Source organism: Marinospirillum celere, assembly GCF_900112235.1.
GTDB classification, from domain to species: Bacteria; Pseudomonadota; Gammaproteobacteria; order Pseudomonadales; family Halomonadaceae; genus Marinospirillum; species Marinospirillum celere.
In genome coordinates this window covers 323,526-349,566 of sequence record NZ_FOLH01000004.1, presented here as the reverse complement: position 1 = coordinate 349,566, position 26,041 = coordinate 323,526, and the positions used below count along the sequence as shown (strand labels likewise).

General features: G+C 50.6%; 25 protein-coding genes. 9 read left to right on the top strand and 16 right to left on the bottom strand.

The features are described from left to right. The first annotated feature begins 58 nt into the window (after positions 1-58). The gene (gene ahcY, locus BM185_RS11260; RefSeq protein ID WP_091963641.1) at positions 59-1,447 is read left to right on the top strand and encodes an adenosylhomocysteinase; all 1,389 of its coding nucleotides are present in this window, start codon (positions 59-61) and stop codon (positions 1,445-1,447) included. On the opposite strand, the gene BM185_RS14685 is transcribed toward ahcY, so the two are convergent. Further along, entirely contained in the window at positions 1,448-1,606 is a 159-nt protein-coding gene (locus BM185_RS14685) for a hypothetical protein (RefSeq protein WP_177203538.1), read from the bottom strand. It abuts the gene before it with no gap. 128 nt (positions 1,607-1,734) lie between these two features. Between BM185_RS14685 and BM185_RS14970 the strand changes: the two genes are divergently transcribed. Continuing rightward, complete coding sequence (locus tag BM185_RS14970; protein WP_091963638.1) at positions 1,735-4,467, top strand: cation-transporting P-type ATPase; 2,733 nt, start codon at positions 1,735-1,737, stop codon at positions 4,465-4,467. A 57-nt stretch (positions 4,468-4,524) separates the two neighbouring features. Here BM185_RS14970 and rluA read toward each other — a convergent pair whose 3' ends face one another. Together rluA and BM185_RS11245 are read right to left on the bottom strand one after the other, a co-directional pair. Further along, positions 4,525-5,196, bottom strand: a complete 672-nt coding sequence (gene rluA, locus BM185_RS11250) for a bifunctional tRNA pseudouridine(32) synthase/23S rRNA pseudouridine(746) synthase RluA (RefSeq protein ID WP_091963909.1) — start codon at positions 5,194-5,196, stop codon at positions 4,525-4,527. Then, entirely contained in the window at positions 5,193-5,516 is a 324-nt protein-coding gene (locus tag BM185_RS11245) for a DUF2288 domain-containing protein (RefSeq protein WP_091963635.1), read from the bottom strand. Before BM185_RS11245 ends, rluA begins: the two co-directional genes overlap by 4 nt. Positions 5,517-5,691: 175 nt before the next feature. On the opposite strand from BM185_RS11245, the gene BM185_RS11240 reads away from it, so the two are divergent. Then, positions 5,692-6,810 carry a TRAP transporter substrate-binding protein gene (locus tag BM185_RS11240; RefSeq protein ID WP_218149431.1) on the top strand — a complete coding sequence of 373 codons (1,119 nt, stop codon included), beginning with the start codon at positions 5,692-5,694 and terminating at the stop codon, positions 6,808-6,810. 68 nt (positions 6,811-6,878) lie between these two features. On the opposite strand, the gene BM185_RS11235 is transcribed toward BM185_RS11240, so the two are convergent. Continuing rightward, on the bottom strand, positions 6,879-8,258 hold the full coding sequence (locus tag BM185_RS11235; RefSeq protein WP_425434207.1) for a TRAP transporter large permease: 1,380 nt from the start codon (positions 8,256-8,258) through the stop codon (positions 6,879-6,881). A gap of 17 nt (positions 8,259-8,275) precedes the next feature. After that, a complete protein-coding gene (locus tag BM185_RS11230; protein WP_091963628.1) occupies positions 8,276-8,824 on the bottom strand; it encodes a TRAP transporter small permease subunit in 549 nt (182 codons plus the stop codon). A 130-nt stretch (positions 8,825-8,954) separates the two neighbouring features. Between BM185_RS11230 and BM185_RS11225 the strand changes: the two genes are divergently transcribed. Both BM185_RS11225 and metF read left to right on the top strand, forming a co-directional pair. Then, positions 8,955-9,881 carry a DMT family transporter gene (locus BM185_RS11225; RefSeq protein ID WP_091963625.1) on the top strand — a complete coding sequence of 309 codons (927 nt, stop codon included), beginning with the start codon at positions 8,955-8,957 and terminating at the stop codon, positions 9,879-9,881. A gap of 106 nt (positions 9,882-9,987) precedes the next feature. After that, positions 9,988-10,824, top strand: a complete 837-nt coding sequence (gene metF / locus BM185_RS11220; protein WP_091963623.1) for a methylenetetrahydrofolate reductase [NAD(P)H] — start codon at positions 9,988-9,990, stop codon at positions 10,822-10,824. A gap of 1 nt (position 10,825) precedes the next feature. Here the strand turns inward: metF and BM185_RS11215 are convergent, their stop codons facing one another. The 3 genes from BM185_RS11215 to BM185_RS11205 all read right to left on the bottom strand — a co-directional run bounded on the left by BM185_RS11215 (position 10,826) and on the right by BM185_RS11205 (position 15,277). After that, a complete protein-coding gene (locus BM185_RS11215) occupies positions 10,826-13,435 on the bottom strand; it encodes a putative bifunctional diguanylate cyclase/phosphodiesterase (RefSeq protein ID WP_245751753.1) in 2,610 nt (869 codons plus the stop codon). A 75-nt stretch (positions 13,436-13,510) separates the two neighbouring features. Continuing rightward, positions 13,511-14,998 (bottom strand): YifB family Mg chelatase-like AAA ATPase, encoded by a 1,488-nt coding sequence (locus BM185_RS11210; RefSeq protein WP_091963620.1) that lies wholly within the window; start codon positions 14,996-14,998, stop codon positions 13,511-13,513. 27 nt (positions 14,999-15,025) lie between these two features. Beyond that, positions 15,026-15,277, bottom strand: a complete 252-nt coding sequence (locus tag BM185_RS11205) for an accessory factor UbiK family protein (protein WP_091963617.1) — start codon at positions 15,275-15,277, stop codon at positions 15,026-15,028. Between the two features lie 274 nt (positions 15,278-15,551). Here BM185_RS11205 and glnK (BM185_RS11200) point away from each other — a divergent pair, with 274 nt between their 5' ends. The 4 genes from glnK (BM185_RS11200) (at position 15,552) to speA (ending at position 19,544) form a co-directional block, all read left to right on the top strand. After that, the gene (glnK, locus tag BM185_RS11200) at positions 15,552-15,890 is read left to right on the top strand and encodes a P-II family nitrogen regulator (protein ID WP_091963613.1); all 339 of its coding nucleotides are present in this window, start codon (positions 15,552-15,554) and stop codon (positions 15,888-15,890) included. Between the two features lie 26 nt (positions 15,891-15,916). Beyond that, positions 15,917-17,164, top strand: coding sequence for an ammonium transporter (locus BM185_RS11195; RefSeq protein WP_091963610.1), 1,248 nt, complete (start codon positions 15,917-15,919; stop codon positions 17,162-17,164). Positions 17,165-17,279: 115 nt separating this feature from the next. Continuing rightward, positions 17,280-17,618: a P-II family nitrogen regulator gene (glnK, locus tag BM185_RS11190; RefSeq protein ID WP_091963607.1), complete on the top strand. Its 339-nt coding sequence runs from the start codon at positions 17,280-17,282 to the stop codon at positions 17,616-17,618. Between the two features lie 24 nt (positions 17,619-17,642). Further along, on the top strand, positions 17,643-19,544 hold the full coding sequence (speA, locus tag BM185_RS11185) for a biosynthetic arginine decarboxylase (RefSeq protein WP_091963602.1): 1,902 nt from the start codon (positions 17,643-17,645) through the stop codon (positions 19,542-19,544). 14 nt (positions 19,545-19,558) lie between these two features. On the opposite strand, the gene BM185_RS11180 is transcribed toward speA, so the two are convergent. The 8 genes from BM185_RS11180 to BM185_RS14680 all read right to left on the bottom strand — a co-directional run bounded on the left by BM185_RS11180 (position 19,559) and on the right by BM185_RS14680 (position 25,936). Continuing rightward, on the bottom strand, positions 19,559-20,704 hold the full coding sequence (locus BM185_RS11180; RefSeq protein WP_091963599.1) for an HD-GYP domain-containing protein: 1,146 nt from the start codon (positions 20,702-20,704) through the stop codon (positions 19,559-19,561). 135 nt (positions 20,705-20,839) lie between these two features. After that, positions 20,840-21,514, bottom strand: a complete 675-nt coding sequence (locus tag BM185_RS11175; protein WP_091963596.1) for a fumarylacetoacetate hydrolase family protein — start codon at positions 21,512-21,514, stop codon at positions 20,840-20,842. Between the two features lie 19 nt (positions 21,515-21,533). After that, complete coding sequence (locus BM185_RS11170) at positions 21,534-22,814, bottom strand: dihydroorotase (RefSeq protein WP_091963593.1); 1,281 nt, start codon at positions 22,812-22,814, stop codon at positions 21,534-21,536. Further along, complete coding sequence (locus BM185_RS11165) at positions 22,811-23,803, bottom strand: aspartate carbamoyltransferase catalytic subunit (protein WP_091963590.1); 993 nt, start codon at positions 23,801-23,803, stop codon at positions 22,811-22,813. Before BM185_RS11165 ends, BM185_RS11170 begins: the two co-directional genes overlap by 4 nt. After that, entirely contained in the window at positions 23,800-24,333 is a 534-nt protein-coding gene (gene pyrR, locus BM185_RS11160) for a bifunctional pyr operon transcriptional regulator/uracil phosphoribosyltransferase PyrR (RefSeq protein ID WP_342713698.1), read from the bottom strand. The genes BM185_RS11165 and pyrR overlap by 4 nt, the downstream gene beginning before the upstream one ends. Before the next feature lie 27 nt (positions 24,334-24,360). Beyond that, positions 24,361-24,849 carry a Holliday junction resolvase RuvX gene (ruvX, locus tag BM185_RS11155; protein WP_091963901.1) on the bottom strand — a complete coding sequence of 163 codons (489 nt, stop codon included), beginning with the start codon at positions 24,847-24,849 and terminating at the stop codon, positions 24,361-24,363. Further along, on the bottom strand, positions 24,842-25,396 hold the full coding sequence (locus BM185_RS11150) for a YqgE/AlgH family protein (protein WP_091963584.1): 555 nt from the start codon (positions 25,394-25,396) through the stop codon (positions 24,842-24,844). The genes ruvX and BM185_RS11150 overlap by 8 nt, the downstream gene beginning before the upstream one ends. 60 nt (positions 25,397-25,456) lie before the next feature. Next, positions 25,457-25,936 (bottom strand): energy transducer TonB, encoded by a 480-nt coding sequence (locus BM185_RS14680; protein WP_177203537.1) that lies wholly within the window; start codon positions 25,934-25,936, stop codon positions 25,457-25,459. Positions 25,937-26,041: the final 105 nt, after the last annotated feature.

Genomic DNA, 26,041 nt, shown 5'->3' with positions numbered 1-26,041 from the left:
CCGACTTTCTGCCTGTTGAGGCGGATTGTTAGTCTTTAACTGTTAAACGGAGTGTCTTATGAGCTTTAATGATTACAAGGTTGCTGATATCAAGCTGGCTGATTGGGGCCGTAAAGAGCTGCATATTGCTGAAAGCGAAATGCCAGCCCTGATGAAGATTCGCCAGAAGTACCATGCTGAGCAACCTCTAAAGGGTGCACGGATTGCCGGTTGTATCCACATGACCATTCAAACGGGCGTGCTGATCGAAACCCTTATTGATCTGGGTGCCGAAGTTCGCTGGTCCTCCTGTAATATTTTCTCGACTCAGGACCATGCTGCCGCTGCCATCGCCGCTGCCGGCATTCCGGTTTTTGCCTGGAAGGGCGAAACTGAAGAAGAGTACCTCTGGTGCATCAAGCAAACCATTGAAGGCAAGGATGGCTGGGTACCCAACATGGTGCTGGATGACGGCGGCGACCTGACTGAAATCCTGCATAATGAGTACCCACACCTGTTGGACGGTATCCACGGTGTTTCTGAAGAAACCACCACGGGTGTTCACCGCCTGCTGGAAATGTTGGAAGCCGGAACTCTGAAAGTACCTGCCATTAACGTCAATGATGCGGTTACCAAGTCCAAGAATGACAACAAGTACGGCTGCCGCCACAGTCTGAACGATGCCATCAAGCGCGCCACCGACCACCTACTGTCCGGTAAACAGGCGTTGGTTATTGGCTATGGTGATGTCGGCAAGGGTTCCGCCGCTTCGCTGCGTCAGGAAGGCATGATCGTCAAGGTTACTGAAGTTGATCCCATCTGTGCCATGCAAGCCTGCATGGACGGCTATGAAGTGGTTTCACCTTATCTCAACGGCAAGAATACCGGCAAGGATGACGGCGTTGATAAAATACTGCTGGGCAAAATCGATCTGCTGGTCACCACCACCGGTAACGTTAATGTCTGTGATGCGCCCATGATGAAGGCACTGAAAAAGGGTGCGGTGGTCTGCAACATCGGCCATTTTGATAATGAAATCGATACCGCCTACACCCGCGAGAACTGGGCCTGGCAGGAAATCAAACCTCAGGTACACAAGGTTTTCCGTGACGGCAAACCCGGCCAGTTTAATGAAGCCAGTGATGACTATCTGATTCTTTTGTCCGAAGGCCGCCTGGTGAATTTGGGTAATGCCACCGGCCACCCCAGCCGGATTATGGATGGCTCCTTTGCCAACCAGGTGCTGGCACAGATCCACCTGTTCAAAGGCGGCTTTGCCAACCTTTCTGCCGAGCAAAAAGCAGAAAAAATTACCCTGGAAGTGCTGCCTAAAGAGCTGGATGAAGAGGTGGCTCGCTATATGGTGGAAGGCTTTGGTGGTGTCGTCACCCAGCTGACTGAAGATCAGGCCAAGTATTTGGGTGTTCCCCAACATGGCCCCTTTAAAACGGATGCCTATCGCTACTAACTAGCCAATGCGACCCCTGCTGAGAACCTGGTTGGCAAGACTTCTGGAAGAATGGTTTTTTTGATTCTTCTGCTGAATATGCCACAGCTCTTGTAGGGGTCGCCGCTTAAATACCAAGAGCGCCTGGTCAAAACTCCAGGCATCTGGAAAGAGTTTCATCTGTAGTCCTTTGCCACTTTATTTTTGTCCTTATTATTTGTCAGCTTAATGCTTCCGTAATCGTTCTGTGCTAACTTAAACCCCTGTATACAGGTAGGATTTACCTAGTGCTGGAACGGAGGAGCGCCGTGAAAGATTTACCGAAAGATCTTTGGCACCATCTCGCCGAAGAGGATGTCTTTGAAACCCTGAAGAGTGATCATCACGAAGGCTTAAGCGACCAGGAAGTTCAAGAAAGGCTGAGACTGTTTGGTGAAAACAGCATCACTGCCCAAAAACCTATTTCACCCATCAAGCGTTTTTTGCTGCAATTCCACAACCCTCTTATTTATATTCTTCTCGTTGCCACCGCAGTCACTTTCTTTTTGGAAGAATATATTGATTCGGCAGTCATTTTTGCAGTAGTGCTGATTAACGCCATTATCGGCTATATGCAGGAAGCCAAAGCCGAAGACGCCATTAATTCCCTGAAAAAAATGATGTCGGCCAGTGCCACCGTCATACGCGGGGGCAAGAAGATATCTGTCCCGGCTACCCAACTGGTGCCAGGTGATATTGTCCTGCTGGCTTCCGGTGACAAGGTGCCTGCTGATATGCGCCTGTTTAAAAACCGCGACCTACAAATTGATGAATCCGCTCTAACCGGTGAGTCGGTTGCCGTACAAAAAGAAAGAGCTTCTTTGGACAAAGACACCGTCTTGGGTGACCGGGTCAATATGGCTTTTGCTGGCACTCTGGTCACCTATGGCTCCGGCATGGGCGTGGTCAGTGGCACCGGTGACGACACTGAAACCGGCAAAATAGCCGATATGATTTCTCAAGCCGTCAGTCTGGATACCCCGCTCACCCAGAAGATTCACGCTTTCAGCAAGATTCTGCTTTATGTGATCCTGACGCTTGCTGTCATTACCTTTATTGTCGGCCTCTTTCATGGTCAGCACTGGGTGGAAACCTTTATGGCTGCAGTGGCTCTGGCTGTTGCCGCCATTCCTGAAGGTTTGCCTGCGGTGGTCACCATTACCCTGGCTATCGGGGTAAGGCGCATGGCAATTCGCAATGCCATCGTCCGTAAGCTACCCGCTGTAGAAACCCTCGGCTCTACAACCATCATTTGCTCCGACAAAACCGGCACCCTGACTGAAAACCAGATGACGGTGCAAAAAGTCTTTGCCGGTGATCAGGAATTTGACCTGGATGGCAGTGGTTATCAGCCGGACGGTGAAATCAAAACAACCGATGGCGAAACCCTTAAGGACCTTGAAGAAGGTCTGCGCCTGTGTCTGCTAGCGGGCACTATCAGCAATGATTCCGAGCTTAAACAGGATGGAGGGCTTTGGCAGGTACAGGGTGACCCCACCGAAGGCGCCTTGATTGCTTCGGCTGTAAAAGCTGGCTTGCAACAAAGCGAACAGATGGATAAGTATCCGCGTATGGATATCATCCCCTTTGAATCAGATCGCCAGTATATGGCCACCCTGCATGAGTTCGATGATCAAAATAACGTCATCTTCCTAAAGGGTTCCCTGGAACGCACCCTGATTCGCTGTAAGGATGCTCTGGATGCGCAAGGCAATAGCTTGGCACTGGATCGCGACAAGATTACCGCCACGGCTGAGCGCTTTGCTGCCATGGGCCTGCGTGTCCTGTGTATTGCCATGCAGAAGGTTCCCAAAGACGAGCAAACCTTTGATCGCTTTCAGAGCCAGGAAGCAGCCGAGCAACTAACCTTTATCGGCCTGCAAGCCATGATCGACCCACCTCGTAAAGAGGCCATCAGTGCGGTAGCAACCTGTCAGAAAGCAGGCATTGCCGTCAAAATGATCACCGGCGACCATGCTTTAACCGCAAGAGCTATTGCCCAGCAAATCGGCATCACCAACCCAGACCCCGATGCAGATGAGCACCGGGTACTGACTGGGCGTGAGCTTGCCGAAATGAGCGATCACGAACTTCTTAAAGAAGTGGAAAAAGTCGCTGTTTTTGCAAGGGTTGCTCCTGAACAGAAGCTCAAACTGGTCACCGCGCTCCAGGCCAAAAAGCATGTGGTTGCTATGACCGGTGATGGCGTCAACGATGCTCCAGCACTGAAAAAGGCTGATATCGGTGTTGCCATGGGTATTGCCGGTACCGAGGTTTCCAAGGAAGCAGCCGATATGGTGCTAACCGATGATAACTTCGCTACGATTGAAGGTGCTGTTGAAGAGGGCCGTAACGTCTTTGACAACCTGGTGAAGTTTATCACCTGGATACTGCCCACCAACCTAGGTCAGGGCATGGTGATCATGCTTGCTGTACTACTGGGCGCCACCTTGCCGGTATTACCTGTTCAGGCACTCTGGCTGAACATGACCACAGCCGTCTTGCTGGGTCTAATGCTGGCCTTTGAACCTAAAGAGCCGGGCATTATGAAACGTATGCCCCGCGAGCCTGACTCACCCATTCTCAATGCTGAAATGCTGGGACGCATCGTCTCGGTCAGTACTCTACTGCTGATCGGTGCTTTCGGCCTCTTCCAATGGGCTCTGGCTCAAGGTGAAAGTGAAGAGGTGGCCAGAACCCTGGCGGTAACTCTGTTTGTTGTTGTTCAGAGTGTATTCCTCTTCAACTGCCGTTCTCTAACCGTGAGCCTGTTCCAGACACCCGCCTTCTCCAACCCCTGGATCTGGGCGGGCATAGGGGCAATGCTTCTGGCGCAACTGGCCTTCATCTATACACCAGTGATGAACCTGCTGTTCCAAAGTGCTCCTCTGGAGTTGACTCACTGGATTATGATGCTTGCCTATGGCGCTCTGGTGCTGGTATTGGTGGAAATTGAAAAGGGTATTTGGCGTGCCAGAAAAGCTAAAGCCATGAAGAAATAATGGATCCATCAAGCAGTTCCAAAAAAACCGGAGGCCAAGGCTTCCGGTTTTTTTCGCTTAGGCAAAATCACAAGGGGCCATCATGGTCATTTGCTTAGCCGATTCAGGGTGTGTAAAGGTTAGCTGCAGTGCATGCAACAACAGCCGATTACTGGCTGCCAAAGCTCTACCCTGAGCATAAAAACGATCACCCAGAATCGGGCAACCCAGGCTCATTAAATGGACTCTCAGCTGGTGGGAACGCCCAGTAATCGGATGCAGCTCCAGCAAGCTCGTCTCTTTGTCTTTTTCCAGTAAGCGGTAGCGTGTTTTGGAAGGCTTGCCCTTTTCAAAACAGACCTTTTGCAAGGGTCGTCTTGGCCAGTCACAAATTAACGGCAAATCAATCTCACCTTCCGCTTCCGGTGGCTGCCCCCAAACTCGGGCCAAATAAACTTTGCTGGTTTTACGCTCCTGAAACTGGGTCTTGAGGGCGCTTTCAGTTTGTTTACGCAGTGCTAATAAAAGCACACCCGAAGTATCCATATCCAAGCGGTGAACCAGCTCTGCATAGGGGGATAGGGATTTGATTCGTGTTGCCACCGAGTCCTGCAAACCCGGATCACGACCCGGTGTGGATAAAAGACCCGATGGTTTATTGATCGCAGCCAACCAGTCATCCTGATACAAAATGTCCAGCCAGGGTTCTTGAGGGGGCTGGTAGTCCTCGGCTGCAAAGGTTGTTTTCATTGGGGCTTTTTTTTCTGCACCAAAACCCAAGGCGCAACCACCAGTGCCCACACAGAAGCTTCACTATGGTGCCAGCGATCAGCTTCTTCAGGGTTCACGGGGCCCAGTTCACTCGAAGACATCCACTTCTGAACCTGTGATTTGTTGTCTTGTATTAGCTCAAAACCCACTTCAACCAGATCCAAGCTCTCCGTCACCTGTACAACCACGCCTCGGGCATAATGAGGCTCCAGCTCACGCCAACCTATGCTGGCAGTTTCCAAAGCCAGCTTCTGGCGTAGAAGTTCGGGGTCTTCTGCTCCGGGCAAGTCGTCAATCATGGCTCTTCCTCAATTAGTTGAAATCCTAATTTTTTCTGTTCCTCTACACAATTTTATGTGTAGTATTCAATTAGGTCGGTGTTTTGGATTAGCATTTTAATTCATCCTGGTCAGGGATGCGAAACAGACGACTGCTACTTTTAACAAGAAAAATGACAATTGGAGCTTTCCAATCATGAAAAATAACGAAATGAACAGCGGACGCCGCAAATTTATCAAAACAGCGGCTATAGGTGCAGGTGCTGCTGCAGCCAGTGTTGCAGCTCCAGCCATTGCCCGTAACCGTCGCACCACTTGGCGCATGGTTACCACCTGGCCTCGTAACTTCCCCGGCCTGGGCGTAGGTGCCCAACGCTTGGCTGACCGAATTACTGCCATGTCCGGTGGCGAGCTGACTGTTCGTGTTTATTCAGCAGGTGAGCTGGTGCCTCCTCTGCAATCCTTTGACGCGGTTATTGAAGGCTCTGCAGAAATGAGTCATGGTGCTGCCTACTACTGGCAAAACAAAAGCCCAGCAACTTCATTTTTTACTGGTGTTCCCTACGGTATGACTTCCCGTGAGCTTTCCGCATGGATTCGCTTCATGGGGGGCCAGGAAATTTGGGACAAGGTTTATGATCAGTTTGGTGTTAAAGGCTTCCTGTCTGGTGATACAGGCACTCAGGCTGGCGGCTGGTTTCGCCAAGAAATCAAAAGCCTGGATGACATTCAGGGCATCAATTTCCGTACTCCCGGCTTAGGTGGTCAAGTCTGGAGCCGTATGGGTGCCAACGTGACCAACATGGCTGCTGGTGAAATCTACCAAGCTTTACAGTCTGGCGCCCTGGATGCTGCAGAGTTTGTAGGCCCCTATAATGACCTGGCTTTGGGGTTCCATCAGATTTGTAAAGAATACTACCTGCCCAGCTTTATTGAGCCAGGTCTGGCAACCGAACTGGTTGTGAACAAGTCTAAATTCTCAGCGCTACCTGAACACCTGCAGAAAGTTGTTGAAATTGCCTGTCAGGCTGAATATGACCAAGTGGCTTCTGACTTCTACGCCAATGACCCCATAGCTCTGCGTACTCTGGTTGAAGATCATGGCGTTAACCTGCGTACCTTCCCTGAAGACCTGCTTGAGGCAGGTGCCAAGGCTTCCATGGATATTGTCAATGAACTCCGCGAGCACCGGGATGCGCTGACTCGTGAAACAGCAGAAAGCTTTGTTAAAAGCTTTAATCTGCTGCGTACACGTACTGAGCTGGTTGACCAGAAGTTTGGCTTGGCCCGCGAAAAGTACATCAAATACAGCTAAGCAGCCTGCTTAACTATTGCACAAAAAAAGCCCCGCTTAAGCGGGGCTTTTTAATGGCAGCGTGTTTATTAGCGACCGTAAAGCACATTAGGCAACCAAGTTACAATTTCTGGGAAGGCAATAAGCATCCCTATTGCAAACAACTGCAAGAACACGAAAGGCAATACACCTTCGTAAATCATTCGCGTTGAGACACTGCTCGGCGCCACCCCTCGTAAATAGAAGAGCGAGAAACCAAAGGGTGGTGTCAGGAAGCTGGTCTGCAAATTCACAGCAACCATAACCCCTAGCCAAATGGGATCAACACCCATCATCAACAAAACCGGAGCGGTAATGGGGAGAACAATAAAGATGATCTCAAAGGTATCCAGAATAAAGCCTAGGAAGAACATCAGCAGCATCACAAATATGATCGCACCCAACTTTCCGCCCGGCAAGCTATTCAGGAAGTCATTGACCAGATCCTCACCACCCATCATTCGGAATACCAACGAAAATACCGAGGCACCCAAGAGAATAATAAAGATCATGGTTGTGGTATTGGCTGTTGCCAGCATCACCTGACGCAAATTAGTCAAAGTTAGCTTTTTACGCAAAGCTGCCAGGAGCATAGCACCAACGGCACCAACTGATGCTGATTCCGTGGGTGTTGCTATACCTGTCAGGATGGACCCAAGGACAGCAAAGATCAGCATTAGTGGCGGCACCAAACTGGTCAAAATATCCTTGCCCAGGTTACGCCTTTCTTCATCAGTTACTACCAGCGCAGGACAGGACTCAGGCTCCTTGATGGCCTTAAAAATCATCCACAGCATGTAGATCCCAACCAGCATCATGCCAGGCAAGAAGGCACCAGCAAAAAGGTCGCCGACCGAAACAGGTGTAGGTGCAAAGTTACCCATTTCCATTTGTACCCGAGCATTAATCCCAGACAGCATGTCACCCATGAAAATGAGCACTGTCGAAGGAGGTATTATTTGCCCCAAAGTACCCGAAGCACAGATAACACCACTTGCCAAGCGCGGGTCATAACCGGCACGCATCATCGCCGGTAGCGACAAGAGACCCATGGTAACTACTGTAGCACCAACGATACCCGTCGAAGCTGCCAGAAGGGCACCTACAACAATCACCGAAAGACCTAAACCACCACGCAGAGTGCCAAACAAGCGACCCATAGTGATCAAAAGCTTCTCGGCTATCCCAGATCGTTCCAGCATCATCCCCATAAAGATAAACAAGGGAACAGCAACCAAAACCTCATTGAGCATCACGCCAACATAACGAGGTGCCAAGCTGGTCAGGTTAGAAGGGTCAAAAGCACCAAACAGGTAGCCAACACCGGCAAAAAACAGGGAAACCCCGGCCAATGAAAAAGCGACCGGATAACCCAGCATCAATACACCGATGATAGAGAAGAACATCATCACCGAGAGAATCTCGCCAATCAGTTGATAGTCCATACTTACTTATCCTCCTGGTAGCGATATTCTTCTGGCAGGAGTTCTTCTTTATTGGCTAGTACCAGAATACCTCTCAAGAACATGGCTAAGGCTTGTAGTGCGACCACAAACGCAAATACCAAGATAAAGCTCTTGATAATATAAAGGCCCGGCATACCTCCAAAATTGGCAGAGCCCTCCAAAAAGCGCCAAGACCGCTGAACATAAGGCAGACTCCAATAGGTCAGCACCCAGGCAAAGGGCCCAACGAAAAAGAGACCACCAAACATATCCACCCAGGCTTTATGCCGGCGTGATGCAGGGCGATAGAAGATATCCACACGAACGTGAGAGTTATTGAACAGGGCAAAGCCAGCAATTCCCATAAACATCATGGCATTCAGCCAGACGTACAAGTCTTGCAACCAGATGGCCCCAGTTGAAAAAGCATAGCGCAGTACAACCACCGTAAAGCAAACCAGTACGATACCCAGTGAAAACCAGGAAAACATATGGCCAATGATGATGTTGAACCTGCTGATGATCCGAACGATCAGCGCTAACAACGGCACTGGTAAGTCCTCTTTTGTTTTTATGAGTCTGAATTGGGATTAGGAGGTTTTCAGGAAACTTCCTAGCGAAGCAAGAATACATGATAATCTTGAGCAGTACACTTACCGAATACTAAGGATAAGCAGCTAGATGAATTTACACACACGACCCTTGCGCTTGGAGTGGCTGGCTTACCTGCTGCTGATTCTGACCACGCTATTCTGGGGTGGCAACTTTGTAGTTGGTCGCGCGGTTCATGCTGAAATTCCCCCGCTAGCCCTCGCTTGGTGGCGGTGGCTGGTAGCATTGCTGTTTATCCTGCCGTTTATTGTCCGGCCACTTTGGCAAGCCAGACAGATTTTTATCAGCCACTGGAAGCTTTTGTCCCTGATGTCCCTGCTGGGCGTCACAGGTTTTAATACTCTGGTCTATTTGGGGCTGCAGAGCCTTCCTGCTAGCAATGCCATCCTGCTGCTATCTGCCTGCCCGGTTTTTATTCTGGCATTTTCCTGGGTGCTTTTTGGTGAAAAAATCAACCAGTTACAAATTGCTGGCATGCTGGTTTCGCTGATGGGAATTATTGCTCTGGTCAGCAAAGGCAGTCCACTGGAAGTCTTGAACCACTTGGCAACGGGAAATGGGAACCTTTGGGTATTGAGTGCAGTGATTTGTTGGGCACTCTATTCCGCCTTGCTCCGCAAAAGGCCCACTGGACTACCGGGCATGGCCTTTTTTGGCTTAACAGTTATTCTTGGCTGGCTGTTTCTTACACCCTTCTATTTATACGAACTGCTGGTCCTGGAACAAAGCCTGGCCTTTAACACCACCAGCCTGTTAAGTATTGGCTATGTTGCAGTTTTTGCTTCCATTGCAGCCTTTCTTTTTTGGAACAAGGGGGTAGAAATTCTCACCCCTAATCGGGCGGGCTATTTTATTCACCTGATTCCTGTTTGGGGCCTGCTTTTGGCCAGTGTGTTTTTGGGCGAGCGTCTTGAAGCCTTTCATTGGCTGGGCGTCGCTTTTATTTTTGTGGGTATCTGGCTGGCAACTGTCTTGGGTCGCAAGCAAAGCGGATGAATTCTATTCATCCGCAAGGGCAATAACTTTCAATTTTAAAGCATTTTATTCATCCAGATAACAGGGTAAGCTGATCTGCTTTCATCTAGCAGTGGATTTTTTACCCATGTCACACCTTAGTGTTCCTATTAGTTATGAGTTTTTTCCGCCCAAAACTTCTGCGGGTCAGGAGAAACTTTTGCGTGTGGGTGAACAACTGGCAGCCAGCCAGCCTGAATTTTTCTCGGTAACCTATGGTGCGGGTGGCTCCACTCAAGATGGCACTCTGCAAACGGTACTCGATTTACACCAGCAAACCGGAATAGAAGCAGCGCCCCACCTTTCCTGTATAGGGGCAACACGTCAGGAATTGCGCGAGCGGCTGCAGCGTTATCGTGAAAAGGGTATCAAGCGCCTGGTTGCTCTACGCGGTGATTTGCCGTCCGGTATGGGTATGGGTGGTGAGCTGCGTTATGCCAATGAATTGGTTGAATTCATTCGTGAAGAATTTGCCCAGGACTTTATTATTGAAGTAGCCGCCTATCCGGAAGCGCATCCCCAGGCACCGAGTTTTGAAGCCGATCTGCAAAATTTTATTCGTAAATGCAAAGCAGGAGCGGATAGTGCGATTACCCAATACTTCTTTAATGCTGATGCTTACTTTTATTTTGTTGAGCGTGTCCGGGCGGCAGGTATTGAGCTACCCATCATTCCCGGCATCATGCCAATCATGAATTACACCAAACTGGCCCGCTTTTCTGATGCCTGTGGTGCCGAAATTCCACGCTATATTCGCAAGCAGTTGGAGGCCTATGGTGATGATTCTGAATCCATTCAGAAATTTGGTGAAGAGGTTGTCAGCCGTCTTTGTCAACAGCTCTTGGATGGTGGTGCGCCAGGTATTCATTTTTATACCCTGAACCAAGCCGCCCCTTCACTGAATATTCTGAAGAACTTGAAATAATTCAGCTCAATAACTGCTGCATTCTAGGGTCGCTACTGATCAGTTCCTGACGGGGGCGGCCCACATAATAGCCTTGAGCATAATCAATCCCCAAGTCCTTAACAGCCTGCAAAACGGCTTCATCTTCGACAAATTCAGCAATCGTCTTCATACCCAGATTTTGGGCAAGGGTCACGATACTTTTCACAAAAGCCATATACTTGTCATCCTGCAGCATATTGCGAATGAATTCGCCCTCAATTTTGATCACATCAATGGGGAAGTGCTTGATGTAATGGTAGGAAGAAAAGCCAGAACCAAAGTCATCGATTGCAAAGTTAAACCCTTCCAGCTTCAGATCCAGAACAAACTTTTCCAGCAGTGACATATTGCTGACGGTTTCCCGCTCGGTCAGTTCAAAAACCACTCTTTCGGCATCAATTTGATGCGCACGTGCCAAGCCATGAACCCGCCCGATAAACTCACCAATAATTAACGAACGCGGGGAAAGGTTGATAAAAATCTGGCCTTGGTACTTTTGGGCTTCTATCTGTTCAAAGGCCTTTTCAATCAACTGATAGTCCATCCGGTGAACAACACCTATATTTTCCGCCACCTCGATGAACTCATAAGCACTGATCACCTTGTCACCTTCACGAATGCGCATCAGCAGTTCATGAATGGCGATTTCTCCGGTTTTAAGATCAACTATGGGTTGGAAAAAGGGTTCAATCCGCCTTTCTTCCAAAGCATTGAGGATCATTTCATTTTTCTCACCCACTTCCCGGAAAACCTCTGCGACCTCATTGTCATCCGGAACAGCAATGGCATTTTTGCCACTGCGTTTGGCCTTGTACATCATATTATCGGCCATCACAAAAAGGTCTGTGGGGTTCTGGCTGTGATGGGGGTAAATGGCAATGCCCACGGAACTGGTTGCTCTAACCCGGTTGCCATCCGGCGTCACCAAGACCAGCTTTTCCAGGTTACGGGTAATGCGGCGGGCCACGTTGTAGCCCTGCTCTTCGCCCGACTCAGGCAGAACCAACACAAATTCATCGCCCCCATAACGGGCCAGAATATCACCCGGACGCACCGATTCTTCAAGGGTTCGGGCAAAAGCTTGCAAGAATTGATCACCAAAGCTGTGGCCATAGCGGTCATTGACGTTCTTGAAGTTATCCAAATCCAGCATCAAGAGTGCAAAGGTCGTGTCATGACGTTGGGAACGGCCAATTTCATAGCCCAGCAGCTCTCTGAACAGGCGCTGGTTATAAAGACCGGTTAAAGGATCGCGGGTGGCATAATATTCTAAGTCCTTGGTGTACTTGTAGATGGCTTTAACCGATCCAACCAGATTCAAGAGGGTAGTCAGAATGCTACCAATCACCATATGACGTATGGGATCACGGGCAATATCCGACTGCACCCCTATACCAACAACTCCACCAATTTTGGGTGTTTCCAGCAACAAGGACTTGGTTTGTAGATCGATATCCTGAAGGGTCAGGCTTTTTTGACTGGCGACCTCTTCAACACTGGGGTCAGCAATATGATGAATAATACCCAGGATAGGTGCTTCCCGATGGAAGTGGGAGTTCTGTTCCAGCTGTTGACGTACAACCTGCTCAAACAAAGATCGGGTTTCTTCGCTGACCTGGTGCCGCCAGAAAATCTCCAGCTCGTAGCCTTCATCCTCAACCTGGAAAACGGTTACCAGTGAATGAGCTTCCAGAATGGTGTTGATATCGATCAGCAGGTCCTTAATAAACTCCCGCCAATCCCGAACGATATCCGAAGTGATAATGAATTTTTCCAACAGGCGAATTTCAAATTCCAAAATATCCTTGTCAACGGCAACATCCTTCAACTGCTCAACCAGATAATTAACACTGCTGAAGGCTTCATTAAGTTCTGCAAATTGGAATTCGCTGCCACTGATATCCAGCTGTTTGAAATCCTTGACGCTTTCAACCTTGACCAATTGCCCTTTGAACGCTTCAGTTGAAGCCTCTATTCGTCTGGCTACATAACCGGTAATGATAATGGCCAAGAGAAACACGAGGAAGCCGCAAGCGACAAAAAGGGCGATATAGTTGCGCCTCATTTCGTTACTGATTGACTGCAAATCCTGGCGGATATCAATCACCCCAAGAACATCGCCGGCTTCAGCGTTAACATGGCAGCTCAAGCATTCCTGACGCGCCTGCATCGGGTAAATTCGACGTACCAGGTTGGTATCTCTTATAACCTGTTCACCCTCGCCTCTAAAGACTTCTTCCAGGGCTTCATCCTTGGGTGGCTGCTGAACACTGCCATAAAGCTCTTCAACACGGAGACCTCGGTAGATTTCAACTTCATAAGGACTATCAGCAAAAGCAGCTTGGGTTGCATCCAAAAAAGCTTCCAGCTGTTCACGTGTCCAGCCCTGGCGCATCACTTGAAACATGGCATTGAACGTCTGTTCAGCCAGGGTTTGCGAGGTCTGTTCGGCTTGGCGGGTCAGGATGTTTTCATAAAGTAGAGAAGCAGCCAGGGTAACGCCCAGGAAGACAACCAGGGTCACCAGCATGATGGCGGAAAATACAAAACCTCTCAGGGTTTGGGTTAGTAATTTCAGCTGTTTCAGCAAGGGGCAGCATCCAGTTATTTTACAAGGTTATTAACCGATTGTGCCTGAGGGCTAAAATTCAGACTAGGGGACAGATCAAAGAAATTGTCGATAACCCATAGCTTCCAATAAATGATGGCGTGAAAGCTTGTGCTCTTCCAAGTCAGCCAGAGTCAAAGCAACCTTGAGCACGCGATGAGCCGCACGGGCTGAAAGCTTCATTTTCGTCATGGCCTGACTCAGCAGCTGTTGCAGCTCGCTATCCAGGGGAACCCCGGCTTCCAGTTCAGCAGCACTCAGGTGGGCATTCAATTTGCCCGCGCGTTGTTTTTGTCGTTGCCTTGCCTGCACCACTCTGGCGCGTACCTGCTGACTGCTTTCACCCTGAGAAGGTTTCCAAAGCTCTTCAGGAGGCAAAACGGGCACCTCCAAGTGGAGGTCAATACGGTCCAGTAAAGGGCCGGACAAGCGCCCCTGGTAGCGTTGAATCTGGCCAGGACTACAGCTACAGCTTTGCTCTGAGTTCCCTAAATGCCCACAAGGACAAGGATTCATTGCAGCTACCAGCTGGAAACGAGCTGGATAGGTCGCCCGCCTGGCCGCTCTAGCCAAGTGGATTTCTCCGGACTCCAGAGGCTCACGCAAGACTTCCAAAACCTGTCGGGCAAACTCAGGCAGCTCATCCAAAAACAGAACCCCCTGATGGGCCAAACTGATTTCACCCGGCCTGGGGTTGCTGCCACCACCAACCAAGGCCACGGCTGAACTGGAATGGTGCGGACTTCGAAAAGGACGCTGCCGCCAACGCCCCGGATCAAAACCACGGGTAATCGAATCTATAGCCGCAACCTGCAGGGCCTCTTCTTCATCCAAAGCAGGCAGGAGACCCGGCAAGCAACTGGCCAGTAAGGTTTTTCCTGACCCGGGCGGCCCCTTGAAAAGCAGGTTATGGCCACCAGCAGCAGCAATTTCCAGCGCACGTTTCGCAGCGGCCTGGCCTTTAATATCGGCAAGGTCAGGGCCTGTGTGCACTTCCGGTGCAAGGGATCCAGCCTCAGCTAAGGGTAGCGGCACCTGCCCCAATAAATAGCCGGAAACATCCAACAGGTGGCTGGCGGCCCTAACTTCCAGCTGACTAACCAGCGCAGCTTCAGCTGCATTATCCGCGGGCAAAAGCAGCTTGCCCTTTTTTTGTGCAACGGCTAAAGCCGTGGGTAAAATCCCTTTAACCGCTCTCAGTTCACCATTCAGCGCCAGCTCACCCACAAACTCAAAGTTGTCTACCTGGGTTGCCGGCACCTGACCAGAAGCCACCAGAATGCCCAGAGCAATGGGCAAATCATAACGCCCACCCTCTTTGGGTAGATCAGCGGGTGATAAGTTAACGGTAATACGTCGGCTGGGAAATTCGAAACCTGCAGTCAGTAGAGCACTGCGTACCCTGTCCCGACTTTCTTTGACGGCTGTTTCTGGCAGTCCTACCAGATTAAACGCAGGCAAACCATTCGCTAAGTGAACTTCAACTCTGACTTCCGGTGCAGCCAACCCCAAGAGGGCTCGGCTTTTGATTAGCGCCAGACTCATTGCAACCTCCTTGTCTATCAAATCTCCCTAATTTTTATCAGAAGCAGCCTTGTTTTCCAACTCCTCGACCCTTTTTGCCAGTTCATCCACGCGCTGTCGGGTACGCTGGTGGATCTGTAAGAGGCGCTCGTAGTCTTCGCGTGTGACCAGGTCCAGCTTGCTGACTGCTTCTTGAACCAGACTTTTTAAAGCGGTTGAACCTGGCGTTGTTTGCCCTGCTGCATTGAGACGGCCGGATATTTCTTGGGTCAGTCGTTGCAAGATATCTGAATTGATCATTATGGTTTCCTCCTCTTGCTAGCTTAGCACAGCTCACTTTTGGAAAAAGCTAAAGCGCCTTTGCACCACAAAAGCGCAGCCCCCGGCTTCATTATGGTGCTTTTTTAACCTCTCAGTCGCCAGGATTTTCCTTAGCCAGCATCCGATAACAATCTAACTACCTGTTATTAAAGAATTTAATAAAAGGTGGCACAACCACTGCTGTAGGCCAGTTGACGAATTAACGGCGTGGCTTTGGCTGCGTCATCGAAGAACCGGCTGAGAGGATACAGGCATGAAACTGGTAACAGCCATTATCAAACCCTTCAAATTGGATGATGTACGGGAAGCCTTATCAGAGATAGGCATTCAAGGGATAACTGTCACTGAAGTCAAAGGCTTTGGTCGTCAAAAAGGTCACACCGAGCTCTATCGCGGCGCTGAGTACGTTGTTGATTTTCTGCCCAAGGTGAAAATTGAAGTTGCCATCGATGATGGCCGTGTAGAGGGCGTCGTTGAAGCCATCATCAATGCAGCCAATACCGGAAAAATTGGTGACGGTAAGATTTTCGTCTCACCTGTGGATGAAGCCATCCGCATCCGTACTGGCGAACGTGGCAATGATGCCGTTTAAGCGGTGGATCAACTGAGGACATAACGATGGAAGACATACTGCATATTACTTACGCAATCGACACTTTTTATTTTCTGATCTGTGGTGTACTGGTCATGTGGATGGCTGCCGGCTTCTCGATGCTTGAAGCAGGTATGGTTCGTTCCAAGAATACCGCAGAAATTCTGACCAAAAACATCGCTCTCTTTGCGATTGCTTGCACCATGTACCTGTTCGTAGGCTACTACATCATGTACTCCAGCCCAGGCGGCGGCATTCTGCCCAGCCTTGGCTTCCTGATTGGTCAAGAAAACACTCTGGATGCTGTTTTGGCCGGTGGTGAGGATGCTCCTTACTACTCCATGCGCTCCGATTACTTCTTCCAGGTTGTGTTCGTAGCGACTGCTATGTCGATCGTTTCAGGTGCCGTTGCTGAACGTATGAAGCTTTGGGCTTTTCTGGCCTTCGCTGTAGTTCTGACTGGCTTCATCTATCCTGTTTCCGGTTACTGGACTTGGGGTGAAGGTTGGTTGGATGCGGCTGGTTTCTCCGACTTTGCCGGTTCCGGTATCGTTCACATGGCCGGTGCTTCTGCTGCCCTTGCTGGTGTACTCGTCCTGGGTGCTCGTAAAGGCAAGTACGGACCTAACGGTGAAGTTCACGCCATCCCAGGTGCCAACATGCCTCTCGCCACTCTGGGTACTTTTATCCTGTGGATGGGTTGGTTCGGCTTCAACGGTGGTTCTGAGCTGAAAATGTCTGATATCGAATCAGCCAACAACGTTGCTCAGGTTTTCGTTAACACCAATGCCGCTGCTGCTGGTGGTGTTATTGCTGCCCTGATTTTCTCCAAGCTTTGGTTCAAAAAGGCCGATCTGACCATGGCTCTGAACGGTGCTCTGGCTGGTCTGGTTGCCATCACTGCTGAGCCTCTGGCTCCCAGCGGACAGGCTGCCACTTTGATTGGTGCTGTTGGTGGTGTGATTGTTGTTGCCTCCATCGTCTTCCTGGACAAACTGCGCCTGGATGACCCTGTTGGTGCCATCTCTGTTCACGGTGTTGTTGGTATCTGGGGCCTGCTGGCTGTACCTCTGACCAACGCTGACGCGAGCTTTGGTGCACAGATCCTGGGCGGTGTTGCTATCTTCGCTTGGGTCTTCATCACCAGCTTGGTTGTTTGGCTGATCCTTAAAGCCATCATGGGTATCCGCGTTACCGAAGAAGAAGAGTATGCTGGTGTGGATATCGCTGAGTGTGGCTTGGAAGCCTACCCAGAATTCACCAAAGGCAAGTAATTGGTCTTTGATTGACCGTAACAGGTGAGCATGGAAGTTTGGGCACCCTTTGGGGTGCCCTTTTTTTTGTTAAACCTTTATCCTTGGTCTTAACTACCAAGCGAGGAGTCAAAAAATGAAACTGGTCACTGCAATTATCAAGCCCTTCAAATTGGATGATGTCCGTGAAGCCCTTTCTGACATGGGCGTTCAAGGCATTACTGTTACTGAGGTCAAAGGTTTTGGTCGCCAAAAAGGCCATACCGAACTCTATCGGGGTGCAGAGTACGTTGTTGATTTTCTTCCCAAGGTCAAATTGGAAATTGCTGTCGATGATGATCAACTCGAAGGCGTCATTGATGCCATCGTTAAGGTTGCCAATACCGGCAAGATCGGTGATGGCAAGATCTTTGTTTCGCCCCTGGATCAGGTTATTCGTATTCGTACCGGTGAAACCGGCAAAGACGCCGTTTAAACAACAGCCAACAGGGAGATAAAAATGCCAGCATACCAGGTCGAAGATGCCAACCGGGTTTACAATATCAAACACTGGGGCAGTGGCTATTTTTCTGCCAACCATCAGGGCCGGGTTAGTGTTCAACCTTCTTCACAACGTGAAGACCAGTTGGACTTGGTTAGGCTGGTTGATGATCTGCGTGCACATGGCATGACCCTTCCTGTCTTGGTTCGCTTTCCTGATATCCTCCAAGACCGAGTAAACCGGCTCTGTGCTGCTTTTGATCAAGCTATGGAAAACCACGACTATAAAGGTGGCTATACAGCGGTTTACCCGATCAAGGTTAACCAACAAAGACGTGTTGTTGAGGAGCTACTGGAAAGCCAGGCCCGGGTTGATGCCCGCGTGGGACTGGAAGCAGGCAGCAAACCTGAGCTCTTGGCCGTTCTAGCGCTTTCATCAAAAACCCCTTCAACCCTGGTCTGCAATGGCTATAAGGACCCTGAGTATATTCGCCTGGCCCTTTTGGGTGAGCGTCTCGGCCACCGGGTTTATATCGTTGTTGAAAAGCCGTCTGAAGTCGCTTTGGTACTCAAAGAGGCAAAGGAGCTGGGCGTTCAACCGCGCCTGGGGGTTCGTGCCCGGCTGTCATCAGTAGGCAAGGGGCACTGGCAGGACAGTGGTGGTGAAAAGTCCAAATTTGGGCTGGCGGCAAGCCAAATACTGGCCATGGTTGAACAACTGCGCGCAGCGGATGCTTTGAGTTCGCTACAACTGCTGCATTTTCATCTGGGTTCACAGATCGCCAATATCCGCGATATTCAACGCGGTTTGAAAGAATGTGGCCGTTTTTACCAGGAGTTACTGGCCCTGGACGCACCCATTAAAGTGGTCGATGTAGGGGGTGGCCTGGGCATCGACTATGAAGGAACCCGTTCGCGCAGTAGCTGCTCGATGAACTATTCCATGGAAGAGTATGCCAACAATGTTGTCCATGCTCTTCATCAGGTTTGTGAAGCCAACGAGCTGCCTCACCCACACCTGATCAGTGAATCGGGGCGGGCACTCACAGCCCACCATGCGGTACTCATCACCAATGTGATTGACCATGAGCAGCCGGACCTGACGCCACCTGATGAACCCGAAGAAGAAGCTCCCCTGATTCTTCATGAGCTTTGGCGCATCTATTCACAAGCTGATGATGAAGTCGATGAACGCTCTTTGGTTGAATGCTGGCATGATATTGTCCAAGCCTTATCCGAAGCTCAAGATATGTATGTCCATGGCCTACTGGACCTGAGTGCCCGCGCCCATGCAGAACGCCTTTACACCTGCACCCTGGCCAGAATTCAGCGACGCTTGAGCCTGGGTAACCGGGTGCACCGTGAAATTCAGGATGAACTGCATGAAAAACTGGCCGATAAGCTTTTCGTCAATTTCTCGCTGTTTCAATCGCTACCCGACGTCTGGGGAATCAAGCAGGTTTTCCCTGTCTTGCCCTTGAGTGGTCTTGATCGCCCTATTCGGCGGCGTGGCATCATTCAGGACATTACCTGTGATTCAGATGGACGTATTGATCAGTATGTTGATGGCCAAGGGCTGGAAACCACCCTGCCGCTTCCCGAGTGGTCTGATGATGAAGAAAAACTGCTGGGCTTTTTTCTAACCGGTGCCTACCAGGAAATTCTTGGTGATCTGCATAACCTGTTTGGTGATACCGACTCTGTTGATGTGGTTCTGGATGATGCCGGTTTACCCCGCCTGGAAAACATCATCAAGGGAGATACTGTTGACCGGGTGCTGGGCTATGTCAATTTTGACAGCGAAAACCTGATGCAAGCCTTAAAAGATCAGCTTGCAGCCAGCCCACTAAATAGTGAAGAAAAAGCCTTATTTCTGAAACTCTTTGAGGAAGGCTTAACCGGCTACACCTATTTGGAGTAGGTTTGGAAAGGGCGTCAGGCTTCAACCACATCCGAGGCATGTTGATCCAGGATGGCCGCAACCTGGCTTGGATGATTTAACAAGGCTTCAACACAATCAATATCCAAATGTTTGCCAGCAATACGCTGCATTTCTGCATAGGCAACATCCAGCTTCCAGGGTTTCTTGTAGGGTCTCTCACTGGTCAGGGCATCAAAAACATCGGCAGCCGCGATGATTCTTGCTTCTATCGGTATCGCTTCTCCACTCACACCATAGGGATAGCCGGAACCATCCATTTTTTCATGATGATAGAGAATAATGTTCTTCAGCATCTGCACATCGGGAAGGTTTTCCAGGCCATGATGGCTGATAACCGCTTCCAATAACTCAATGCCCTTGAGGGTATGCTCCTGCATCTTGCGAAACTCATCCTGAGTTAACTTCCCTTTTTTAAGCAAAATAGTGTCAGGAATGGCAACCTTACCCAAATCATGCAAGGGTGCAAAAAGCAGCAGGTGTTGGATTTGGCGATCACTAAAGGTCCACTTGGGTTCCAGTTTACTGGCAATCAATTGCGCATATTGTGCCATCCGCTCCAAGTGGCCGCCGGTTTCCGGATCACGGCCTGCGCAAAGGGATAATGTGGAACGCACCGCAGCGGTTAGGGTTCGTATGGCCGCATGATCCTGATAAACCAGTTGGGCAATCAGCTGGCTGTAAAGCTCGAGCTGCTGTAATAACGGGCCTCGAAACGTAAAGACGCTGCGGGAATTAAAAAACACAAAACCCAAAAGCTCATCGGCACAAAGCAAAGGCGAAGTAAAACTAGCCCGCCAGCCTTGCTTAACCAATTTCTCTGTGTGGGGGTTAACCTGACGGCTATCCTGTTCCGAGGGCAAGAGTTGGGTCAGGTCATTGATCACCCGGGGATGGCGTTCAAGTGCAAGCTGACGTAAAGACCAAGCCTGCGATAAAGGAAACTCATATTGAGTAATGGCTTCCTGCACAGGGCTGGTTGTGAAGAAGGTTCTGACCTTATCGGAACCGGGTTGATAAAGCGCAACCGAAAAGCGCTCTACCTTGGGATTTTCTTGACGAATGCGTTCACCCAAAAAGCGTAGCTTATCAGGCAGAGTGTGATAACGGCTCAGCTCTTTAACCAAACTGCTCTCATACATAAGCCACACCTCCAGTGAGGAGTTATAGCTATCAGCCTAAGCGCTTGCCTGGAAGAACGCCACAATTTTCAAATGGAAATAACAAAATTACACAAAAGTTTATCAGTCGTCAACTTTGCTCATAGTGATCCTTAATTAAGCAACCTGGGTTTCTAGGGTCAAGAAGTCCTTTAAAGCCAGCTGCAAATGATCGCCCGAATGCAATTGACCCACACCTGCTGGCGTACCGGTAATCACTATATCACCTGGCATCAGGGTAAAATGCTGACTGATATAGGCAAGCAGTTGAGGAATAGGAGTCAGCATCTGGTGACTCACACCCCTTTGTTTTTCTTCGCCATTGATACTCAGGCTCAGCTCCAGGTTCTGCCAGTCCGCAACCTGGGAAGCAGCGATAAAAGGACTTAATGGACAGGAAGCATCCCAAGCTTTGGCGACCTCCCAAGGGTGGCCTTTTTCTTTTAACTTGGACTGCAGATCACGCAGGGTCAGATCCAGAGCCAAACCGACTCCGGCCACGGCTTGCATGGCCTCTTCAGGGCTTGCCTGCTTGAGTGGCTGACCTATCAGCAAAGCTATTTCAGTTTCATAGTGCACACCACCCCGACCCGCGGGAAGTTGTAAGTTGCCCTGCATAGTCACTGCTGCCGTTGCTGGCTTGATAAACAACAAAGGTTCTTTAGGAACCGGGTTATTTAATTCTGCCGCATGCTCCGCATAGTTGCGCCCCACACAAACAATTTTTCCCAGGGGAGCTTCCCAGGTGTGTTCTTTCAGTTCAGGTACAAAAGCAGGCTTGATGGCAGCCATGATCAATTCCTCTTGGTTGTTATAGATCCAGGCGGTAACGCACTTCACCAGCAACCAGGGTTGCCAAGACTCGCCCTTGAAGGGTCTGGCCCCAGCTAGGCGTATTGTAACCCGCTGAGTAGCAGCTGGAAGCATTCAGAGTCCAGGATTGCTGGGGATCGAACAAGGTCAGGTCAGCTGGCTGGCCGGGTTCCAGGCTACCCAGCTTCTGGCTCAGAATCCCGGCAGGCCCTGAGGTCAGGCTGGCAACAAATTGCTGTTCACTTAAATAGCCTGCATTAACCAGCTGCAGCATCCAGGGCAAGAGGCTTTCAAGACTGCTAATGCCTGGCTCAGAAGCTGAAAAAGGCGCCATTTTTGCCGCTCTTTCGTGGGGTAAGTGACCACTGGTCACAGCGCTCAAATGTCCATCCACCAAGCCCTGCAATAGAGCCAGACGATCTTTTTCACTACGCAAAGGTGGCTGCAAGTGAAAGTTACTATCAAAGTCTTCCAGCTCGCGGTCCGTATAAATCAGATGACTAATCGCTACATCAGCAGTAACGGGCAAGCCACGCTTACGGGCTGCAGCAATCAATTCCACAGAGCGCGCTGTGGACAGCTGGCTGAAATGTGCCCGAATGCCTGTTTGCTCGATTAACAACAGCTGTTGTGCCAGGGCCAGGGTTTCTGCTGTTTCAGGAATGCCTTGCAGGCCCAGCTGGGAGGCCATGGCCCCTTCATGGGCACAGCCACCCGCGGCCAGACTGAAATCCTCGGGATAGAAGATTAACAAGAGATCATGGGTCGAGGCATACTCCATGCAGCGCCTGAGAACCAGCGTATCCTGAATCGGTAAACGCAGATTGGTTAAAGCCACACAGCCAGCAGCTTGCAGGCCAGCCATATTGCTCAGCAATTGACCTTCCAGACCCTGAGTAAGCGCACCTAGCGGAAGAACCCTTGCCTGAGCCACAGCTTCGGCTCTTTCCCGAACCACACGGACCACTGCTGGTGTGTCTACCGGCGGTTGGGTATCCGGGCGCGCGCAAACGCTGGTAAAACCACCCGCCAGGGCTGCGCGGGTTTCACTGAGGATATTGCCCTTGTAGCTGGGTCCAGGTTCACGCAGATGGCAGGAAAGATCAATAAAACCTGGGGTTACCAGCAAACCCTTGGCATCCAGGGTTTGCTCCGCCTGGAAACCTGCCGGGGCTTCACCCAGGGCAAGAATACTGCCTTGATCCAGATGCACATCCAGTATTTGATCCAGGTTTTGGGCTGGATCAAGAACGCGACCGCCAAGAATAGAAAGCTTCATGAAATCTGTGACCTTTCCTGCATTTGTCCACTGACAGCCATGCTCATCACGGCCATGCGAATCGCAATACCATAACCCACCTGCTGCAAAATCACCGAACGGGGCCCATCGGCAACAGCCGATTCTATTTCTACCCCTCGGTTAATCGGCCCTGGATGCATCACGATGGCATCAGGATGGGCATAAGCCAGTTTGTCATTAGTTAAACCATACAAACGGTAATACTCGGATTCCGAAGGCAAGAGGGCACCACTCATGCGTTCCTTTTGTAGCCGCAGCATGATCACCACATCCACATCCCTGATGCCCTCTTCCATTCGGGTATAGAGTTGAACACCCAGATCCTCAACCCCAGCGGGCAGAAGCGTGTTTGGAGCCACCAGGCGCACTTCTTCAACGCCCAGGGTGGTCAGGGCTCGAATTTGTGAGCGTGCCACTCGTGAATGCAGAATATCGCCAACAATAGCCACCTTGAGTCCGGCAAAATCACCCTTATGCCGACGTATGGTGAACATATCCAGCATGGCTTGCGTAGGATGGGCATGGCGACCATCACCGGCATTAATAATCGCCACCTGAGGTGTGACCTGACTGGCAATAAAATGGGCGGCACCTGAATCGGCATGGCGGACCACAAAAAGATCGGCATGCATGGCTTCCATATTTTGCAGGGTGTCCATCAGGGTTTCGCCCTTGGCCGTTGAGGAGGTCTTGATATCCAGATTCAGTACATCAGCCGACAAGCGCTTGGCTGCCAGTTCAAAAGTGGCCCGGGTGCGGGTCGAATTTTCAAAGAAAAGGTTTACCAGGGTCTTGCCGCGTAGCAGAGGCACTTTTTTAACCGACTGCTCACCCATATTGGCAAAGGATTCTGCAGTATCCAAAATTTCGGTTAGCAGGCTTTTGGGCAGACCACTGATACTCAAAAAATGTTTGAGCTGACCCTCAGCTGTCAATTGGATATCGCGTGGATTGGCAGGATAGCTCATGCCTGACCTTCCTCTTTCAGATTGATCAGATTGAATTCCAAGGGGTCTGGACCCGATAACTTGATACGCTGGCCTGTAGCCAGATCGATAGCCTGCCCACACAAATCCGGCTGGATAGGCAGCTCGCGTCTTTGCAGGTCAAGTAGAGTCACCAGAGTAATGGAGGCTGGACGACCATAATCAAACAGTTCATTCATAGCGGCTCGAATGGTGCGTCCGGACATGAGAACATCATCCACCAGAATCAGATGACGGTCCTTGGTTGCCAGCGGCAAATTTGAAGACTTAACACCTGGGTTCAGTCCTTTTTCCGAGAAATCATCGCGGTAAAAGGAAGTATCCAGCCCACCCAGGGGCCAGTTAACCTGCATCCGTTTACGCAGAGCTTCAGCAACCCAATAGCCGCCGGTATAAATACCCACCAGCAAGGGCTCTTCAATTCCCTGCTCAGCCATTCTGGATTTTAGCGCCGTCGCCAGGCGATCCAAAAGAACACTGGGTTGTAGCAACTCGGGTGTCAGACTCATCATTTGGCTCCTAACCAGTCTTCTGTGTATCTAAATCTGTGGTCCTGCCAAGGGTTGCAGGTAGCGTGCAGCCTCGCCTGCCTCTTCGGGTGACTGCTGCAAATCAAGCCAGGCCTGGAGAATAAAAGCAGCCGCAAAACTATCCACAGGGTCTTCGCGATAGTTACCCTTGTGCCCAGCTTGGGCAACCAGGCGTTTAGCTGCTTTGGTGGTGCCCCTTTCATCCATGCCGTAACAGGCCTTGCCGTAGCGTCCAAATAATCGCCGGGCGAACTTGGTAGCTCTTAAGCTTAAGGGGGTTGGTGAGCCATCCAGCTCCACCGGCAAACCCACCAGAAAAGCATCCGGCTGCCATTCTGCAACCAACCGATCAAGCAGCTCCCAGGAAGGGATGCCATCTCTGGCGGGAATAACATCCAAGGGATTCGCTGTGCCGGTCAATTCATTACCCAAGGCCACTCCATGTCGCTTGCTACCAAAATCAAAGGCGAGAAGAATGCGCGGTTTTGGCTCAGGCATGGCCAACTTGCCCACTGATCAGCTCCAGTTGAATGCCCAGGCTGGCAGCGGCTGCATCCAGACGCTGTTCTGCTGGCAGATCAAAAAGAGCCTGCTTCCAGGCTGCACAAGTCAGCCAGCTGTTTTCCTTCAACTCCTTTTCCAGTTGACCTTCCTCCCAGGCCGCACAGCCCAGAGCAATCAAAAACTGGTCTGGGCCTTCTCCCTCCGCCAGGGCTTCGAGAATATCCACCGAGGTCGTCATCGTCAGCTGCTCACTGACTTGCAGGGAAGCCTTCCATTCCGGTTTGCCAGTATGGATCACAAAGCCTCTGTCGGTATGCACGGGGCCGCCGCGGTAAATAGGTTGTTGGCCGTGTTTGCAGTGATCGATGGGTAGCTGCATCTGCTCCAGAAGCTCAGAAAAATTAAGCTGCATCGGCTTGTTGACGATCAGACCCAGAGCACCCTGGCTGCCCTGCTCACAGAGATAGGTCAGGGAACCACTAAAGTGGGGGTCATTAAGCTGGGGCATGGCTAACAAAAAATGATCTCGCAAACTGGTCACAGCACTCTCTCATTGATGTCTGGATCCTGATGATGGCGAAATTATACGCGGAATAAAAGTTTAATTCGCCCGCCAGTTACTTCCAAAGCGCCAAGTACGAACAATTTCCAGCACTTCCGATTCCTCACGCAGGCTTTCCGGCAGGGGCGGGAAGGGTGCAGCCAACCTGAGGATATTCAGGGCCGCTTCATCCAGCAGCTGGTGACCGGAAGCGGTCAACAACTGTGCCTCTCGAATACTGCCATCGGCATTAATCGACACCAGCAAACGCAGACTGCCGGTGAGTCCCTGCCTTCTCGCTTCTTCCGGGTAGTTGAGGTTACCGATTCGCTCAACTCGCTCTTCCCATTGCTGAAGATACAAGGCTTCTTCGCTAGTCATTTGGCTATTGCTGCTGATACGCCTGACTCGGGGGCGAGAGCGACTGGTTTCCTGTTGAGCAGCCAACTCTGCTTCCAAGCGTGCCATTTCCCGGCTACGGGCAATCAGGCTGCCGCGTCTTTGTTGAGTGGCCTCGGGGGCCGTTGGCAAAGTATCCACAGCGTCCAATTCTGGCTCTGGCTCTGGCTCTGGCTCTGGCTCTGGCTCTGGCTCTGGCTCTGGCTCTGGCTCTGGCTCTGGCTCTGGCTCTGGCTCTGGCTCTGG

Bases quoted from the DNA above. Each gene is read 5' to 3' on its own strand.
- glnK (WP_091963607.1), top strand. From the start codon at position 17,280: ATGAAACTGGTCACTGCAATTATCAAGCCCTTCAAATTGGATGATGTC.
- rluA (WP_091963909.1), bottom strand. From the start codon at position 5,196: ATGAAAACAACCTTTGCAGCCGAGGACTACCAGCCCCCTCAAGAACCC.
- BM185_RS11165 (WP_091963590.1), bottom strand. From the start codon at position 23,803: ATGAGCTATCCTGCCAATCCACGCGATATCCAATTGACAGCTGAGGGT.
- BM185_RS14685 (WP_177203538.1), bottom strand. From the start codon at position 1,606: ATGAAACTCTTTCCAGATGCCTGGAGTTTTGACCAGGCGCTCTTGGTA.
- BM185_RS11225 (WP_091963625.1), top strand. From the start codon at position 8,955: ATGAATTTACACACACGACCCTTGCGCTTGGAGTGGCTGGCTTACCTG.
- metF (WP_091963623.1), top strand. From the start codon at position 9,988: ATGTCACACCTTAGTGTTCCTATTAGTTATGAGTTTTTTCCGCCCAAA.
- ruvX (WP_091963901.1), bottom strand. From the start codon at position 24,849: ATGCCTGAGCCAAAACCGCGCATTCTTCTCGCCTTTGATTTTGGTAGC.
- BM185_RS11205 (WP_091963617.1), bottom strand. From the start codon at position 15,277: ATGATCAATTCAGATATCTTGCAACGACTGACCCAAGAAATATCCGGC.
- BM185_RS11175 (WP_091963596.1), bottom strand. From the start codon at position 21,514: ATGGCTGCCATCAAGCCTGCTTTTGTACCTGAACTGAAAGAACACACC.
- BM185_RS11245 (WP_091963635.1), bottom strand. From the start codon at position 5,516: ATGATTGACGACTTGCCCGGAGCAGAAGACCCCGAACTTCTACGCCAG.
- BM185_RS11170 (WP_091963593.1), bottom strand. From the start codon at position 22,814: ATGAAGCTTTCTATTCTTGGCGGTCGCGTTCTTGATCCAGCCCAAAAC.
- BM185_RS11195 (WP_091963610.1), top strand. From the start codon at position 15,917: ATGGAAGACATACTGCATATTACTTACGCAATCGACACTTTTTATTTT.
- BM185_RS11180 (WP_091963599.1), bottom strand. From the start codon at position 20,704: ATGTATGAGAGCAGTTTGGTTAAAGAGCTGAGCCGTTATCACACTCTG.
- ahcY (WP_091963641.1), top strand. From the start codon at position 59: ATGAGCTTTAATGATTACAAGGTTGCTGATATCAAGCTGGCTGATTGG.
- glnK (WP_091963613.1), top strand. From the start codon at position 15,552: ATGAAACTGGTAACAGCCATTATCAAACCCTTCAAATTGGATGATGTA.
- pyrR (WP_342713698.1), bottom strand. From the start codon at position 24,333: ATGATGAGTCTGACACCCGAGTTGCTACAACCCAGTGTTCTTTTGGAT.
- BM185_RS11210 (WP_091963620.1), bottom strand. From the start codon at position 14,998: ATGAGTCTGGCGCTAATCAAAAGCCGAGCCCTCTTGGGGTTGGCTGCA.
- BM185_RS11240 (WP_218149431.1), top strand. From the start codon at position 5,692: ATGAAAAATAACGAAATGAACAGCGGACGCCGCAAATTTATCAAAACA.
- speA (WP_091963602.1), top strand. From the start codon at position 17,643: ATGCCAGCATACCAGGTCGAAGATGCCAACCGGGTTTACAATATCAAA.